Genomic DNA, 13914 nt, shown 5'->3' with positions numbered 1-13914 from the left:
AGGTGCGCACGTCGCGCCTAGAGGCCGCCGCCCAGTGCGCTGTTGATAGACGTATTCGCCGTCTTGATCGCGTCCGCCGGTTGCGCCGAACCGGACAGCACGCCGTTGACCGCCGTGTAGATCGCCTTGCTGACCTGCGGGTAGTTCGGCGTCTGCGCCGGACGGGGCACCAGCTTGGTCTTCGACACGATCGCCAGCACCGGGTTGGCGTTCTTCACCGCGGAGGAGGAGCGCACCGCCGCGTTCGTCGGGATCTCGCTGAACTGCGTGGCGAGCGTGGTCTGCGCATCCTTGCCGGTCATCCACTTGATGAACGTCAGGTCGGCCGCCACGTTCTTGCTGTGCGGGTTCACGTACAGGTTCCAGCCGCCGATGTTGGAGTACCCCGGGGTCGGCTGGCCCTGGAAGGTCGGCATCGGGGCGACGCCGACCTTGCCGACGACCGCGGAACCGGATGCCTGCGAGTTCGAGTACGCGTAGTCCCAGTTGCGCAGGAAGAGCGAGTCGCCGGCAGCGAACGAGTTCATCGACTGGGTCTCCTGGAACGTCGACTCGGCCTGCGGGCTGATGCCGTCTTTCACCAGGCTCTGCATGAACGTCAGCGCCTTCGTCGCGGCCGGGCTGTCGAGCGTGGACTTCGTCTGGTTCTTGTTCAGCACCGTGCCGCCGGCATCCGACAGGAACTCCATGAAGTTGCAGGTCGCGCCTTCGTAGTTGTCGCCCTGGAAGACGTAGCCGTACTTCACCTCACCCTTGCTCTGCACGGTCTTCGAGTCCTGCACCAGCTCCTCCCAGGTGGTCGGAACCTTCAGGTTGTTCTCCTGCAGAAGGTCTTTGCGGTAGTAGAGGAATCCCTGATCCTCGAAGAACGGTGCGCCGTACACCTGTCCCTTGTAGGTAGCACCGTCGACCAGTCCGCTGGCGAAGGAGTTCCAGTAGCTCTTGGGCAGGTACTTGGACAGTGGAAGGGCGAGCTGGTGAGCGCCGAACTGTGCGGGCCAGATGACGTCGCCCATGTAGACGTCGGGTCCTCCGCCGCCCGAGATCTGGGTGGTCAGGGTGGCGCGGTTCGTGTCGGTGTTGTTGGGCGCCGATTGAAGCTTGACCGAGATGTTCGGATACGCCTTCTCGAAGGCGCTGATCAGCACGGTGCGCGGATCGGTGCCGCTCGTGGTGATGGGACTCGCCCACCAGGTGATGGAGCCCTTCGTCGCGTTGCCCGAAGCGGAGCTCGTCGACGTTGACGTCGACCCGCCTCCTCCCGAGCTGCACGCGCTGAGCACGCCCACCGTGGCGATCGCGGTGGCTATCGCCGCGACCTTCATGATGCGCCTGTGCCCGAAGGCTCGCGTGATGTTCTTCGACATGATCTCCTCGTCTTCGTACCGACGTAGTCGCGCGGCTCGGGCACTCCGGTGTGCGGGCACGCCGAAGTGCGCGTTCACCAACGCGACTTGGATGGCACACCGATCAACCGCGGGGCGAAGAGCCTGGGCCGCTGCGGGGCGTCGGCCGGCTGCTGGCGCTGCATTGCGTAGGGTTCAGCGGGTCGCCCCCGGTTGAACGGTGTCGGCCGGGACGAGCCGCCCGGCACATTTGCGAAACTATGCCCGCTGCCGAACCACTGCAAGCGCTTGCGGGGAGCGCTTCAGTAACGAATCCCGGAGTGTTCTCTCAGGTTCACGTGAAGTGTCGTTTCCCCGTCCAGCTCAAGGGCGTCACTGACACTGCGGACGCGGGGGACCGCCTGTTGCGGAGCTCGGGTCGCCAGCGCCGTATCGTGCTGACCATGGCTACTGCTCTCATCACAGGCGGCACATCCGGCATAGGTGCGGCCTTCGCGCGCACTCTCGCGGATCGCGGAAACGACATCGTGCTCGTCGCCCGTTCGAGGGATCGGCTCGAGGCCATGGCCACCGAACTAGGAATGGCCGGACGCACCGTGGAGATCATTCAAGCGGACCTCGGTTCGCGGGACGACGTCGCCCGAGTGCTGGCTCGCCTGGCGGATGACTCGCGACCGATCGAGATCCTCATCAACAACGCCGGATTCGGCATATCCACGGATCTCACCGATCAGGACTCGACGCTCCACGACCAGGCGCTGGAGGTCATGTGCCGTAGCGTGCTGGTGCTCTCCGCTGCGGCGGCACGTTCGATGCGCCGCCGTGGTGCGGGAACCATCGTCAACGTTTCGAGCACCGCGGGCTTCCTCGCCATGGGGAGCTATTCCGCGATCAAAGCGTGGGTGACCACCTTCACCGAGAGCCTCGCAGTCGAACTGAAGGGCACCGGCGTACGAGTGACGGCACTGTGCCCCGGATGGGTGCGTACCGAGCTTCACGAGCGCGCTGGCATACCGTCGAGTTCGATTCCCAATGGAATGTGGCTGAACTCGGAAGACCTTGTCGAAGCGTGTTTACGCGACGTGGACAAAGGCAAGGTGATCTCCATACCTACCCTGCGGTATCGGCTGATCATCTGGATGATTCGTCACTCGCCGCGCAGCGCCGTGCGCGCCCTCTCCGGCGCGATCTCGGAACAACGCCGGCGGCATCCAGTGGCACCGTGACACCGCCGGTCGCTTCACGTCACGATCGCCGGTCCCACATTCGTGAAACCACGCCCGCCGAACGGGCCACTGCAAGCGCTCGCGCGGAGCGCTTCAGCAACGAATCCGGGAGTGTTGTCTCAGGTTCATGGCGCTGTCGAAGGAGGCGGCGCGGTGCTTCCCCGGTCGACGAATCGCACCGGATGCCGCAGCGAACGCGGTCGCGCGGGGTCTCCGGCAAGCTCGGCGAGCAGCATCCTTACTGCGGTGGCTCCCTGCTCGCCCGGGTCCTGTTCGAACGTGCTCAGCGAGAACACGCGGGAGAGCGGATGCCCGTCGATTCCGATCACCGAGACATCCTGCGGCACCCGCAGCCCCTGCGCCCACAGCGACAGCAGTGCGCCGAGCGCCATCTCGTCGCTGCCGGCGAAGATCGCTGTCGGATGCCGGCGCCCGGCATGCAGCATCGCGTCCACCACCCTGCGGCTGGTCGCCGTGTCGAACCCGCCGTGCAGCACGAGATCAGGCCGCACCGGCAGGCCCGCGGCGGCCATCGCCCGCTCCCAGCCCGCCCGCCTGGCCTGCGGCACCACGTGGTTCAGCCCCTCCTCGTCGTCACCGCCGAGGAACGCGATCTCGCGGTGCCCGAGCTCGATGAGGTGCTGGGTGGCGGCGCACGCGATACCGAGATCGTCGATGCCGATGTGCCGGATGCCCCGCACGGGCCCGCCCACCACGATCGCTGGATGCCCGGTGGAGGCGAGCTGCCTGCGCTCCTCCGCGCTGAAATCGAGGCACAGTGCAACCAGCGCATCCGTGCGCTTGCGCAGGATCGAGCGGTGGAACACCCGCGACCGGTCACCACCACGGCCGCCCAGGTTGAACAGGATGAGGTCGTAGCTCGCGCTCCGTAGCTCCCGGTCGATGCCCTCCAGCACGGCCGTGTAGAACCACCGGCTTACCGAGGGCACCACGGCGCCCATCGCCATGGTGCGCCCGGTGGCCAGGCCCGCGGCGCTCGACGACGGCACGTATCCGAGCGCGTCCGCGGCTCGCCGCACCGTCTCCCGGGTCTCCGCGGCCACGTTCGGCAGGCCGCGCAACGCCCGCGACACCGTTGCCGTGGACACGCCACTCGCCCGCGCGACGTCGTCGATGCCCGTCATGACCTTCGTCAGCCGCGAACGGTGCTCTGGGAGGCGGGGCTCTGCCGGGCGGCGAGCATCCGTCTCGTCATGCGACGCCGCCCGAGAAGGAGCAGGGCGAGCAGCACGACGAACGCGAGCAGTGCGAGCGCCCAGCCCAGGGCATCCTGACCGGTGAGCTCGCACCCCAGCGTGATGACGAAGAACGCGGCCGTGAACAACCCGACTGCGCCGACGAACACGTCGAGCGTCTCGCGCGGGTCACGCCGCGAGCCGCTGTTCATCACCCGGATGCCGCGCATCGCGCTACCCCTTCACACCGCCGGCCGTGAGGCCGGCCACAATGCGACGCTGGAAGATCAGCACCAGGATCACGAGCGGGATCGTCACCACGACCCCCGCGGCCATCACCGCGGTGTACGGCTCCTGGTGCGGCTGGCTGCCCGTGAACCCCGCGATCGCGACCGTCACCGTCTGGGTCGCATCCGTCGTCAGCTGGCTGGCGATGAGGTACTCGTTCCAGCTGGCGATGAACGCCAGGATCGCGGTGGTGAACACGGCGGGAGCGGCCAGCGGCAGGATGATCTTGCGGAACGCCTGCGCCGACGTGCAACCGTCGATGCGTGCCGCCTCTTCGAGGTCCCACGGCATCTCGCGGAAGAACGACGTGAGCGTGTAGACGGTCAGCGGCAGCGCGAACGAGATGTCAGGCAGGATCAGCGCCTGGTAGGTGCCGATCCAGCCCCACGACGTGAACAGCTGGAACAGCGGTGTCAGGAGCGCGACACCGGGGAACATCGACGCGCCGAGGATGACGCCCATCACGATGCCCTTGAACCGGAAGTCCAGCCGCGCGAGGGCGTACGCCGCGAAGACTCCGAACAGCAGGCAGACGATGGTGGTGATGCCGCCGATGATGAGGCTGTTCAGCAGCGCGAGGCCGAGGTGGTTGCCGAGGTTCGTCGACAGCGCCGTGACGTAGTTGTCCCACGTGAAGTGCGTGATCCACGGCGTGTTGTCGAAGGTGTAGCCCACGTCGCGGAACGAGGTGACGATCATCCAGTAGAACGGGGCGATGCACCACACGACGATGACGATGGCGCTGAGTCCGGTGCGGATGCTCTGGGCTCGGCGCCTGCGCCGGGCGGCGGTGTTGACCGTGGTCGCGCCCGCTCGGCGGAGTTCGCGCCCCTCGGTGGAGGCGGCAGCAGGACCTGCGATGGCGCTCATAGCGTGCCCTTCTGCTGGGACTCCTGTGTGCGCACCACGTTCGCGCCGAGGAACCGCACGAAGATGAACGCGACCAGGAAGATGATGATGAACGTGATGGTCGACAGTGCAGAGGCGCTGTTCGGGCCCTGCCTGATCTGATCGACGACGAGGATCGAGAGCGTGGTCGTGGCGTTGCCGCTTCCGCCGCCTCCTCCGGTGAGGATGGCGGGCAGGTCGTAGATGCGCAGGGCATCCAGAATGCGGAACAGCACCGCCACCATCAGCGCGGGCTTCAGCAGCGGCATCGTCACTCGCCAGAACCGCTGAAGCGTCGTGGCGCCGTCCACCTTCGCCGCCTCGTACAGCTCTTCCGGGATCAGCTGCAGCCCGGCGAGGATGAGCAGCGCCATGAACGGCGTGGTCTTCCACGTGTCGGCGATGATGATGGCCCACCGTGCCGACCACTCGCCGCTCACCCAGAGCACGCGCTGTCCGATCAGGACGTTGGCGATGCCCGCGGCCGAGAAGATGAAGTACCAGAGCTTCGCCGTGACGGCGGTCGGGATGGCCCACGGCACCAGGATGGCGGCGCGCACGATTCCGCGGCCGTGGAAGGCGCGGTTCATGATGATGGCCATCCACAGCCCGAACAGGGTCTCGAGCACCACGGTGACGACCGTGAAGAAGAACGTGATGCCGACCGCGTTCCAGAACTGAGCACCCAGGCTGCCCGGAGGGCACGCGATCGCCCCAGTCGCCGACGAGCACTGCTGCAGGAGCCAGTGCGTGTAGTTCGCGAAGCCCGCGAAGCCGCCTTGAACGAACATGCCGGTGGCGGAGTCCAGGCCGGCATCCTTCTGGAACGACATCACGACGGCGCTGACGATCGGGTACCCGATCACCACCGCCAGCAGGACCATGGTGGGCAACAGGAGCCAGATCGCCCACCTGGTCTGCCCGCGTTTGTGCTCGCGCTGGGGGCGCGGCGCGCGCACGGCGCCCCCAGCGACCGTCTGGGTCGACATGGCTAGCTGCCGGAGCCGGCCGTCTTGATGGCGGCTGACATGTCGCTCACCGCCTGGTCGACCGACTTGTCACCCTTCAACGCCGCATAGGAGTTGTCCTGGATGGCCTTGGTCACGGCCGGATAGAACGGCGTCACCGGGCGCGGGACCGCGCTCTCGATCGACTTCTTCAACGTGCTGAGGTAGGGGAACTGCTGGTTCAGCTCGTCGCTGTCGTACAGCGAGGAGAGCACCGGTGCCAGCGAGCCCTGCGTCATGAAGAACTTCTGGGTCTCCTCGCTCTGCAGGAACTCGATGAAGTCGTGCGCCGTCTGCTTGTGCTTCGAATACACGCTGATCGCCGCGTTGTGACCGCCGAGGCTGGATGCGCCGGGCTTGCCGTCGCCGTTGCCCGGCAGCGGTGCGACGGCGAACTTGTCCTTCACAACGCTGGATCCGTCGGTCTTGGCCAGGTTGTAGACGTAGGGCCAGTTGCGCAGGAACAGGAGCTTGCCGGACTCGAATGCCTGCCGGCCCTGCTCCTCCTGGTACGTGATCGCCTCTGCCGGGATGTTCCCGTTCTTGAAGGCGTCGACCAGCTGCTGCAGGCCCTTCTTGGCTTCCGCTGAATCAACGGTCGGCGTCTTGCCGTCCTTGCCGACGATGGTGCCGCCTGCGGTGTTGATGGCCTCGGCCGAGTTCACGGTGAGGCCCTCGTACTGAGCGAACTGGCCGGCGTAGCATCCGATGCCGGCCTGCTTCGCGATGTCGCAGTCCTTCATCATGTCGTCCCACGAGGTGGGGGGAGTCTTCACCAGGTCGCTGCGGTAGTACAGCAGGCCGCCATCGCTGGTCTGCGGTGCCGCGTACAGGGTGTTGTTGTAGGTGCCCGTCGCGACCGTCGGCTTGAAGAGCTTCGACGTGTCGATGGCCATCTTGCCGGTCAGCGGCTGCAACCATCCCTTGGCGGCGAACTCGGCCGTCCAGACGACGTCGACGTCGACGACGTCGTAGTTCGCGTTCTTGGCCTGGAAGTTCTGCACGAGGTCGTCGTGCTGCTGGTCGGCCTTGTCGGACTGCTCCTTGAAGGTGACCTTCTCGTCGGGGTGCGCCTTGTTCCACTTGTCGAGCAGGGGGCGGATGACGTTGCTGTTGTCTTTGCCCTGCACGTACGTGATAGGACCCTTGCCGTCGAGGTTCTCCTGCGCGGGGCCCGAGCCGCTGCCGTCGCCTCCCCCCGAGCATCCGGCAAGGACCATGCCGAGTACTGCGACGCCGGCGACCCCCGCCAGACGCAGGGACGTTTTACGCGCTCTTGTCATGTCCACTCCTCTTCGAGCGAGCTGGTGTGCTGTGGTGTGTGCTGCGACGGCCGGCGCCGATGGCGATGTGACCGTGTCTTAGGAACCTTAGACCTGTGAGAACGCAAATGTAAGCGTTTGCGTCAAACGCTTACACGCTGTAAGAGGCGATCGCTCTGCAACGGGATTGAGAACGCGGAGCGAATGAATCGATCGAATTCTCCCGTTGGACGGCACAATGACCCGAGCGGAAGAGTGGATGCCATGGAATACACGCACCTCGGCCGCACAGGCCTCACGGTCTCCCGCATCGTGCTCGGCACGATGAACTTCGGGCCCCGCACCGACGAGCGGACGGCTCACGAGATCATGGACACCGCCCTCGACGAGGGCATCAACTTCTTCGACACCGCCAACGGTTACGGCGGTCCCGACCACCCCGGCCACACGGAGGAGATCATCGGCAACTGGTTCGCCAAGGGCGGTGAGCGGCGCGAGAAGACCGTGCTGGCCACCAAGCTCTACGGCGACATGGGAAACTCCTGGCCGAACAGCGGACGGCTGTCGGCGCTGAACATCCGCAACTCCATCGACGCGAGCCTGCGCCGCCTTCAGACCGACCATGTCGAACTGATCCAGTTCCACCACGTGGATCGCGACACCCCGTGGGACGAGATCTGGCAGGCCATCGAGGTCGCCGTGCAGCAGGGCAAGGTGATCTACGCCGGGAGCAGCAACTTCGCGGGCTGGCACATCGCGCAGGCGCAAGAAGCGGCGGCGTCCCGCCACTTCCTCGGGCTGGTCAGCGAGCAGTCGCTGTACAACCTGATCGTTCGTGACATCGAACGGGAGGTCATCCCCGCGGCCGAGCGTTACGGCCTCGGCGTCATCCCCTGGTCGCCGCTTCAGGGTGGCCTGCTCGGCGGCATCATCAAGAAGCAGGCGGATGCGTCACGCCGCAACGAGGGACGCTCGGCCGAGTCTTTGGAGACGCATAGAGCGCAGCTCGAGGCGTATGAATCCTTCGCCGACGAACTGGGCGTCGAGCCCGCGCAACTCGGCTTGGCCTGGCTGCTGCACCAGCCTGCGGTGACCGGCCCGATCACCGGACCGCGCACGCCCGGGCAGCTCACGAGCATCCTCGGTGCGGTCGATGTGAAGCTCGACGCAGCTGCGCTGGCGCGTCTCGACGAGATCTTCCCCGGCCACAAGCCGGCACCGGAGGACTACGCCTGGTAGAGGTCTCCCGGAGCCCTGGCCGCCGCAGCACGCACTAGGCGGCCAGGGCGGATCCCTCCAACTGCGCCAGGAACGCACGTGCGGCGGGGCCCGCGACCTCGGGGGTGGCCACGCCCACCGACCATTCCAGGCCGGGAGCATCCAACGGCACGGAGGTGAGGCTGTGTGGCCGCTTCATCGCGAAATGCGCGGGCACGACGGCCACCCCGAGATCGTGTTGCACGAGATCCAGCAGCGAGTGCACGTCGTTCGTCTCCAGGTCGGCCGAGCGCTGCGCACCGATGGACGCCAGCGCCCGCCCGACCAGGAGCTGAGCGCCCCAGTCGCTCTGAAAGCCGACGAGGGTCTCACGCGCGATGTCCTGCATCGTCACCGAGCTCCGATTCGCCCACCTGTGGCGTGTGCTGCAGAGTACGGTGAACGGCTCGCTGGAAACCCGGCGAACGTGCACGCCGAGGGGGTTCAGGCCGCACTCGGCGATCAACGCGACGTCGAGACGACCGGATGCCACGTCATCGAGAAGCCGCGCGGAACCGGCGAACCCTAGTCGCACGCCCACCGCGGGGTGATTCGACCGGAACTCCGCGAGTTCCGCAGCGAGATCGCCGAGCCCGAGGCACTGCTCCGAGCCCACTGAGAGGGTTCCGGTGAGCACTTCGCGCACGGCGACTACCGCCTCCTTCGCCGCCGCAGCGCTGGCCACGGTGCGCACCGACTCGACGAACAGCGCGTGTCCCGCCTGGGTGAGCTCGACCCTGCGAGTGCTGCGAAGGAAGAGCTCGGTGCCGAGCTCGGTCTCCAGCGACCGGATGGATGCCGACAGGCCGGACTGCGAGATGTTCAGCGAACGGGCAGCCCTGGTGAAGTGCTTCGCTTCGGCGACCGCGATGAAGTGTTCCAGCTGGCGTAGTTCCACGCCGCGACGCTACGCCACGTGCCTGTTACTCGCCGACGATGCGCAGGCCCCGGGCGCCGAAGGCACGGCGATCGGAGCGGATGGATGCCAGCAGGCGGTCGAGGTTCGCCTGCGTGTGGTGCGCGATCGCGGAGGCGGCAGCATCCGCGTCACGGTGTGCGATGGCATCCACGATGGCCGCGTGCTCCTCCCACGCGGCGGCGCGCCCTTCCTCGGTTCGCATCTCGAGCCACCGCGCGCGTGCCATGCGCGTGACGGTGTCCGCGACCGCTTGTGCGATGAACGCGTTCCCGCTGAGTGCGGCGAGCCCCTCGTGAAAGTCCGATCCGCGCCGCATGCCCGCGTGCTCGTCGTCTGGCTCCGTGCTCTGCGCCGTCACCGACTCGGCGAATCGTGCGAGTTCGGCGTCGGATGCCCGTTCGCACGCCAGGCGCGCACCGGCGCACTCGACGGCCTCCCGGTATTCGGAGAGCGCGGTCACCTCGTCGAGATCGATGGGCGTCGCATTCCACGCGCGGCCGTCGCGTGCGACGAGGCCCTCGTTCTGCAGTCGCATCAGGGCGGCGCGCACGGGGGTGCGGGATGCCCCGAACTCCGCCTCGAGGCCCCGCTCGCTCAGTCGCGCTCCCGGCACGATGTCGAGGGACAGGATCGCCTGCCGGACTTGGTCGTAGACCTGATCGGTCTGGGAGGCCCCTTGCATCCCTCCAGTATGGGCAACCCGAGACAGAGTCGGCACCGCTTGCGAGTGAATTGGTATACCACTATGGTATCCCGTAACGAGCACGAGTCACGGTCGAACGAGCCCGAGGCCGCGCCTTCCGGAGACCGGCATGGTGTCCGGGGGCGCGGCCGGACGGTAAGGAGAAAGCCTCATGGCGCCGAGACGACCAGCACACCCCGCTTCGACGCCCCGAACGGGATCGCTTCGGCCGTGGCTCATGCTCGCAACGGCTGTGCTCGCTCAGGCCGCAGGCACCGTGTTCCAGTCGGCGCCGGCCTTCCTCATCCCGTTGCTGCACACTCAGCGCGGTGTTCCGCTCGCGCAAGCCGGACTGCTGGCCTCCGCGCCGACGCTGGGCCTCGTGATCACGCTCGTCGCGTGGGGCGCACTCACCGATCGGGTCGGAGAGCGGTGGGTGATCGCAGGCGGCATGGCGCTGACGGCGCTGGCCGCGATCGGTGCTGTCACCGCCTCGGGATATCTCGGACTGGGCGGATTCCTGTTGCTCGGCGGGGCGGCATCCGGCAGCACGAACGCGGCGAGCGGCCGCGTCGTCGTCGGGTGGTTCCGCAAGGAGCGACGCGGGCTCGCAATGGGCATCCGCCAGATGTGCCAGCCGCTGGGCGTCGCGGTTGCCGCTATCGCGGTGCCGCCATTGGCGGCATCCGGCGGAGTTGCCGCGGCGATGATGCTGCCGCTCGTGCTGACGGCCGCGCTCGCCGTGCTCAGCGCCGCGGTGATCGTCGACCCGCCACGCCCCAAGCGATCGGGAGCGGATGCCGGTTCCCGTCCGGAGAACCCGTACCGGGGGACGGCGACGTTGGTGCGCATCCATCTCGCGTCGGCGCTGCTCGTGATTCCGCAGTTCACGGTGTCGATCTTCGGGCTCGTATGGCTCACCGCGGATCGGGGGATGAGTACGACTGCGGCCGGCATCGTCGTCGGTGTGTCGCAGTTCGTCGGGGCCTTGGGGCGCGTGGCGATCGGCGTGCTGTCCGACCGTGTGGGCAGCCGGTTGCGTCCATTGCGTTGGGTCGCGTGGACGGCGGCCGCGGTGATGATCGTGCTGGCACTGAGCGAACTGGCTCCGTGGTGGGCGGGCGTCGCGGCACTCATCGTGGCGGCCACCGTCACCGTCGCCGACAATGGTCTGGCCTACACGTCCGTGGCGGAACTCGCCGGGCCGTTCTGGTCGGGGCGTGCGCTCGGCACCCAGAACGCCGGGCAGTATCTCGCGGCCTCGATCGTGGGCCCGGCCGTGGGCGGCCTCATCACGCTGGTCGGCTACCCGCTCGCGTTCGCACTCGTGGCGCTGGCGCCTGTCGCCGCGGTGCCGCTCGTGCCGCGAGAGCCCGCGGAGGTGGAGACGGCTGAGGCAGTCGTCGGCTAGCTGATGCGGCATCCTCCGACTTCAGGTCGCACTTTTTGTCGCCTGCGGCGCGATGAGGCGACAGAAAGTGCGACCCGAATGTGGGAGATCGTGCTTCCCGCCGTCAGGCCGGCGTCACCCAGATGGCACGGGCGGCGACGTCGCCCACCGTGATCGGGCCGCCGCCTTCGACCGAGACGACCACGTCGCCGGCGAACGGGCGGGTCTCGAGCAGGGTGGCGCGGGCATCCAACCGGATGCCTCGCTCGGCCAGGTAGCGCAGCACCGCCGGATCGGAGTCCGAGATGCGCACCACGCACAGCGTCGCGTTCGGCTCCGCCTCCAGCAGCGGCAGCGCGTGCGGAGTGCGCGGGTCGCCGTCTGCCGTGGGGATCGGGTCCCCGTGCGGGTCGCGCACCGGATGCCCGAGTGCGGCGTCGATGCGCTCGATGAGCGTGTCCGAGACGGCGTGCTCGAGCACCTCGGCCTCGTCGTGCACCTCGTCCCAGGGGTAGCCGAGCGTCTCCACCAGGAACGTCTCGATCAGCCGGTGCCTGCGCACCATCGCGAGTGCGTGCATCCGTCCGGCCTCGGTCAGCGCGACCGCCCCGTACGGCTCGTGCACCACGAGCCCCTGCTCGGTGAGGCGCCGGATGCCGTCGCTCACTGTTGCGGCCCGCACCCCGATGCGCGCCGCAAGCGCGGTCACGGTCACGGGAGTCTGCTCCCACTCGTTCGCTGCCCAGATCACCTTGAGGTAGTCCTGCGCCGTGTTCGTGAGGGACGAGACCGACATGGCGTTCAGTCTAGGGATGCCCGGTTGCCGGTCGAATGCGACCGGGCGCGATCGTGTCGTAGGCTGGTGCGCGTGTTCCTGAACTGTTGTAGCCGCTGAGGCGCGCCGCCCCAGCCGTGCTTTCACAGCGGGCGTGCGCGAGGCATCCGCCGTCGACCACCCACTCAGCATGAAGAACAACGACAGGACCAGCATGAAGTTCGCCGCATCCGTCACCGACCTCATCGGCAACACGCCCCTCGTTCGCCTCAATCGGGTCACCGAAGGCATTCGCGCCACGGTGCTCGTCAAGGTGGAGTACCTCAACCCCGGCGGGTCCAGCAAGGACCGCATCGCCGAGCGGATCATCGACGCGGCCGAGCGCGACGGTCTCCTCAAGCCAGGCGGCACCATCGTCGAGCCCACCAGCGGCAACACCGGCGTCGGCCTCGCCCTTGTGGCGCAGCAGCGCGGCTACCGCTGCGTGTTCGTGCTGCCCGACAAGGTCGGCGAGGACAAGCGCAACGTGCTCACCGCTTACGGTGCGGAGATCGTGGTCACCCCGACCGCGGTGGCGCCGGACGATCCGGACTCGTACTACAGCGTCTCGGACCGGCTGGTGCGAGAGATTCCCGGCGCGTACAAGCCGAACCAGTACGCCAACCCGAACGGGCCGCGCAGCCACTACGAGACCACCGGCCCGGAGATCTGGCGCGACACCGAGGGTCAGGTGACGCACTTCGTCGCGGGCGTGGGCACCGGCGGCACCATCACCGGAACCGGCCTATACCTCAAGGAGATATCCGAAGGTCGTGTGCGGATCGTCGGCGCCGATCCCGAGGGTTCGGTGTACTCCGGCGGCAGCGGACGCCCGTATCTGGTCGAGGGCGTCGGCGAGGACTTCTGGCCGGATTCCTACGATCCGTCTGTGCCCGACGAGATCATCGCGGTCTCCGACGCCGACTCGTTCGCCATGACCCGCAGGCTCGCGCGGGAGGAGGGTCTGCTCGTCGGCGGTTCCAGCGGGATGGCCGTGGTCGCCGCCCTGCGCGCTGCGCGCGATCTCGGTCCCGACGACGTCGTCGTCGTGCTCCTGCCCGACGGCGGCCGCGGGTATCTCGGCAAGATCTTCAACGACGGCTGGATGCGTTCATACGGCTTCAGCGACGACTCCGGGGAGGCGACGGTGCGGGAGGTGATCGCCTCGAAGTCGGGAGCGCTGCCGGATCTGGTGCACGCGCATCCGTCCGACACGGTGCACGACGCGATCGCGATCATGACGGAATACGGCGTGAGCCAGCTGCCCATCTTGAGCGCCGAGCCCCCCGTCGTGATCGGCGAGGTCGTCGGATCGCTCGACGAGCGCACGCTGCTCGACCGCGTGTTCGCGGGCGAGGCGAGCATGGCAGACAGCGTCGGATCGGTTGTCGCGCCACCGCTGCCGCTGATCGGAGTGAACGAGACGGTGGCCGCCGCGCGTGCCGCTCTCGGCGAGGCGAACGCGCTGCTCGTGACGGATGAGGGCAAGCCGCTCTCGGTGATCACCCGCGCCGACCTGCTCGCGTTCCTGAGCCGCTGATCGTGCTCCGCAAGTCCGGCTCACCGCCCTTCCCCGTTCATAACTCCTGCAACTTGCTCGCATGAACCGACGCGCAGTACAGGACGGCGCGGAGGCGTC

13 protein-coding genes are annotated in these 13914 nt (G+C 67.6%); 4 read left to right on the top strand and 9 right to left on the bottom strand.

Annotation, left to right across the window (positions count from 1 at the left end; translation table 11 throughout):
- Positions 1-17 precede the first annotated feature (17 nt).
- Positions 18-1367, bottom strand: coding sequence for an ABC transporter substrate-binding protein (locus ACYVI5_RS13835; protein ID WP_460580714.1), 1350 nt, complete (start codon positions 1365-1367; stop codon positions 18-20).
- A gap of 422 nt (positions 1368-1789) precedes the next feature.
- Between ACYVI5_RS13835 and ACYVI5_RS13830 the strand changes: the two genes are divergently transcribed.
- A complete protein-coding gene (locus ACYVI5_RS13830) occupies positions 1790-2572 on the top strand; it encodes an SDR family NAD(P)-dependent oxidoreductase (protein ID WP_460580713.1) in 783 nt (260 codons plus the stop codon).
- A 125-nt stretch (positions 2573-2697) separates the two neighbouring features.
- Here the strand turns inward: ACYVI5_RS13830 and ACYVI5_RS13825 are convergent, their stop codons facing one another.
- Genes ACYVI5_RS13825 through ACYVI5_RS13805 form a run of 5 tightly spaced genes read right to left on the bottom strand, consistent with a single transcriptional unit; the run spans position 2698 to position 7234 of the window.
- Positions 2698-3717 carry a LacI family DNA-binding transcriptional regulator gene (locus ACYVI5_RS13825; RefSeq protein WP_460580712.1) on the bottom strand — a complete coding sequence of 340 codons (1020 nt, stop codon included), beginning with the start codon at positions 3715-3717 and terminating at the stop codon, positions 2698-2700.
- A gap of 8 nt (positions 3718-3725) precedes the next feature.
- The gene (locus ACYVI5_RS13820; RefSeq protein WP_460580711.1) at positions 3726-3998 is read right to left on the bottom strand and encodes a hypothetical protein; all 273 of its coding nucleotides are present in this window, start codon (positions 3996-3998) and stop codon (positions 3726-3728) included.
- Positions 3999-4002: 4 nt separating this feature from the next.
- Entirely contained in the window at positions 4003-4926 is a 924-nt protein-coding gene (locus ACYVI5_RS13815; RefSeq protein WP_460580710.1) for a carbohydrate ABC transporter permease, read from the bottom strand.
- Entirely contained in the window at positions 4923-5933 is a 1011-nt protein-coding gene (locus ACYVI5_RS13810; protein WP_460580709.1) for a carbohydrate ABC transporter permease, read from the bottom strand. The genes ACYVI5_RS13815 and ACYVI5_RS13810 overlap by 4 nt, the downstream gene beginning before the upstream one ends.
- Before the next feature lie 2 nt (positions 5934-5935).
- Positions 5936-7234, bottom strand: coding sequence for an ABC transporter substrate-binding protein (locus ACYVI5_RS13805; RefSeq protein ID WP_460580708.1), 1299 nt, complete (start codon positions 7232-7234; stop codon positions 5936-5938).
- 243 nt (positions 7235-7477) lie between these two features.
- On the opposite strand from ACYVI5_RS13805, the gene ACYVI5_RS13800 reads away from it, so the two are divergent.
- Positions 7478-8452, top strand: coding sequence for an aldo/keto reductase (locus ACYVI5_RS13800; RefSeq protein ID WP_460580707.1), 975 nt, complete (start codon positions 7478-7480; stop codon positions 8450-8452).
- Positions 8453-8486: 34 nt separating this feature from the next.
- On the opposite strand, the gene ACYVI5_RS13795 is transcribed toward ACYVI5_RS13800, so the two are convergent.
- Positions 8487-9368 (bottom strand): LysR family transcriptional regulator, encoded by an 882-nt coding sequence (locus ACYVI5_RS13795; protein WP_460580706.1) that lies wholly within the window; start codon positions 9366-9368, stop codon positions 8487-8489.
- Between the two features lie 25 nt (positions 9369-9393).
- Entirely contained in the window at positions 9394-10071 is a 678-nt protein-coding gene (locus tag ACYVI5_RS13790; RefSeq protein WP_460580705.1) for a GntR family transcriptional regulator, read from the bottom strand.
- A 172-nt stretch (positions 10072-10243) separates the two neighbouring features.
- Here ACYVI5_RS13790 and ACYVI5_RS13785 point away from each other — a divergent pair, with 172 nt between their 5' ends.
- The gene (locus tag ACYVI5_RS13785; protein ID WP_460580704.1) at positions 10244-11482 is read left to right on the top strand and encodes an MFS transporter; all 1239 of its coding nucleotides are present in this window, start codon (positions 10244-10246) and stop codon (positions 11480-11482) included.
- A 103-nt stretch (positions 11483-11585) separates the two neighbouring features.
- Here the strand turns inward: ACYVI5_RS13785 and ACYVI5_RS13780 are convergent, their stop codons facing one another.
- The gene (locus ACYVI5_RS13780; protein ID WP_460580703.1) at positions 11586-12257 is read right to left on the bottom strand and encodes a metal-dependent transcriptional regulator; all 672 of its coding nucleotides are present in this window, start codon (positions 12255-12257) and stop codon (positions 11586-11588) included.
- Between the two features lie 193 nt (positions 12258-12450).
- Here ACYVI5_RS13780 and ACYVI5_RS13775 point away from each other — a divergent pair, with 193 nt between their 5' ends.
- Positions 12451-13815, top strand: a complete 1365-nt coding sequence (locus ACYVI5_RS13775) for a cystathionine beta-synthase (protein ID WP_460580752.1) — start codon at positions 12451-12453, stop codon at positions 13813-13815.
- Positions 13816-13914 lie beyond the last annotated feature (99 nt).

The organism is Humibacter ginsengisoli, assembly GCF_054780095.1.
Note: the sequence above shows the minus strand (reverse complement) of the source record. Positions and strands in the feature narration are given on the sequence as shown.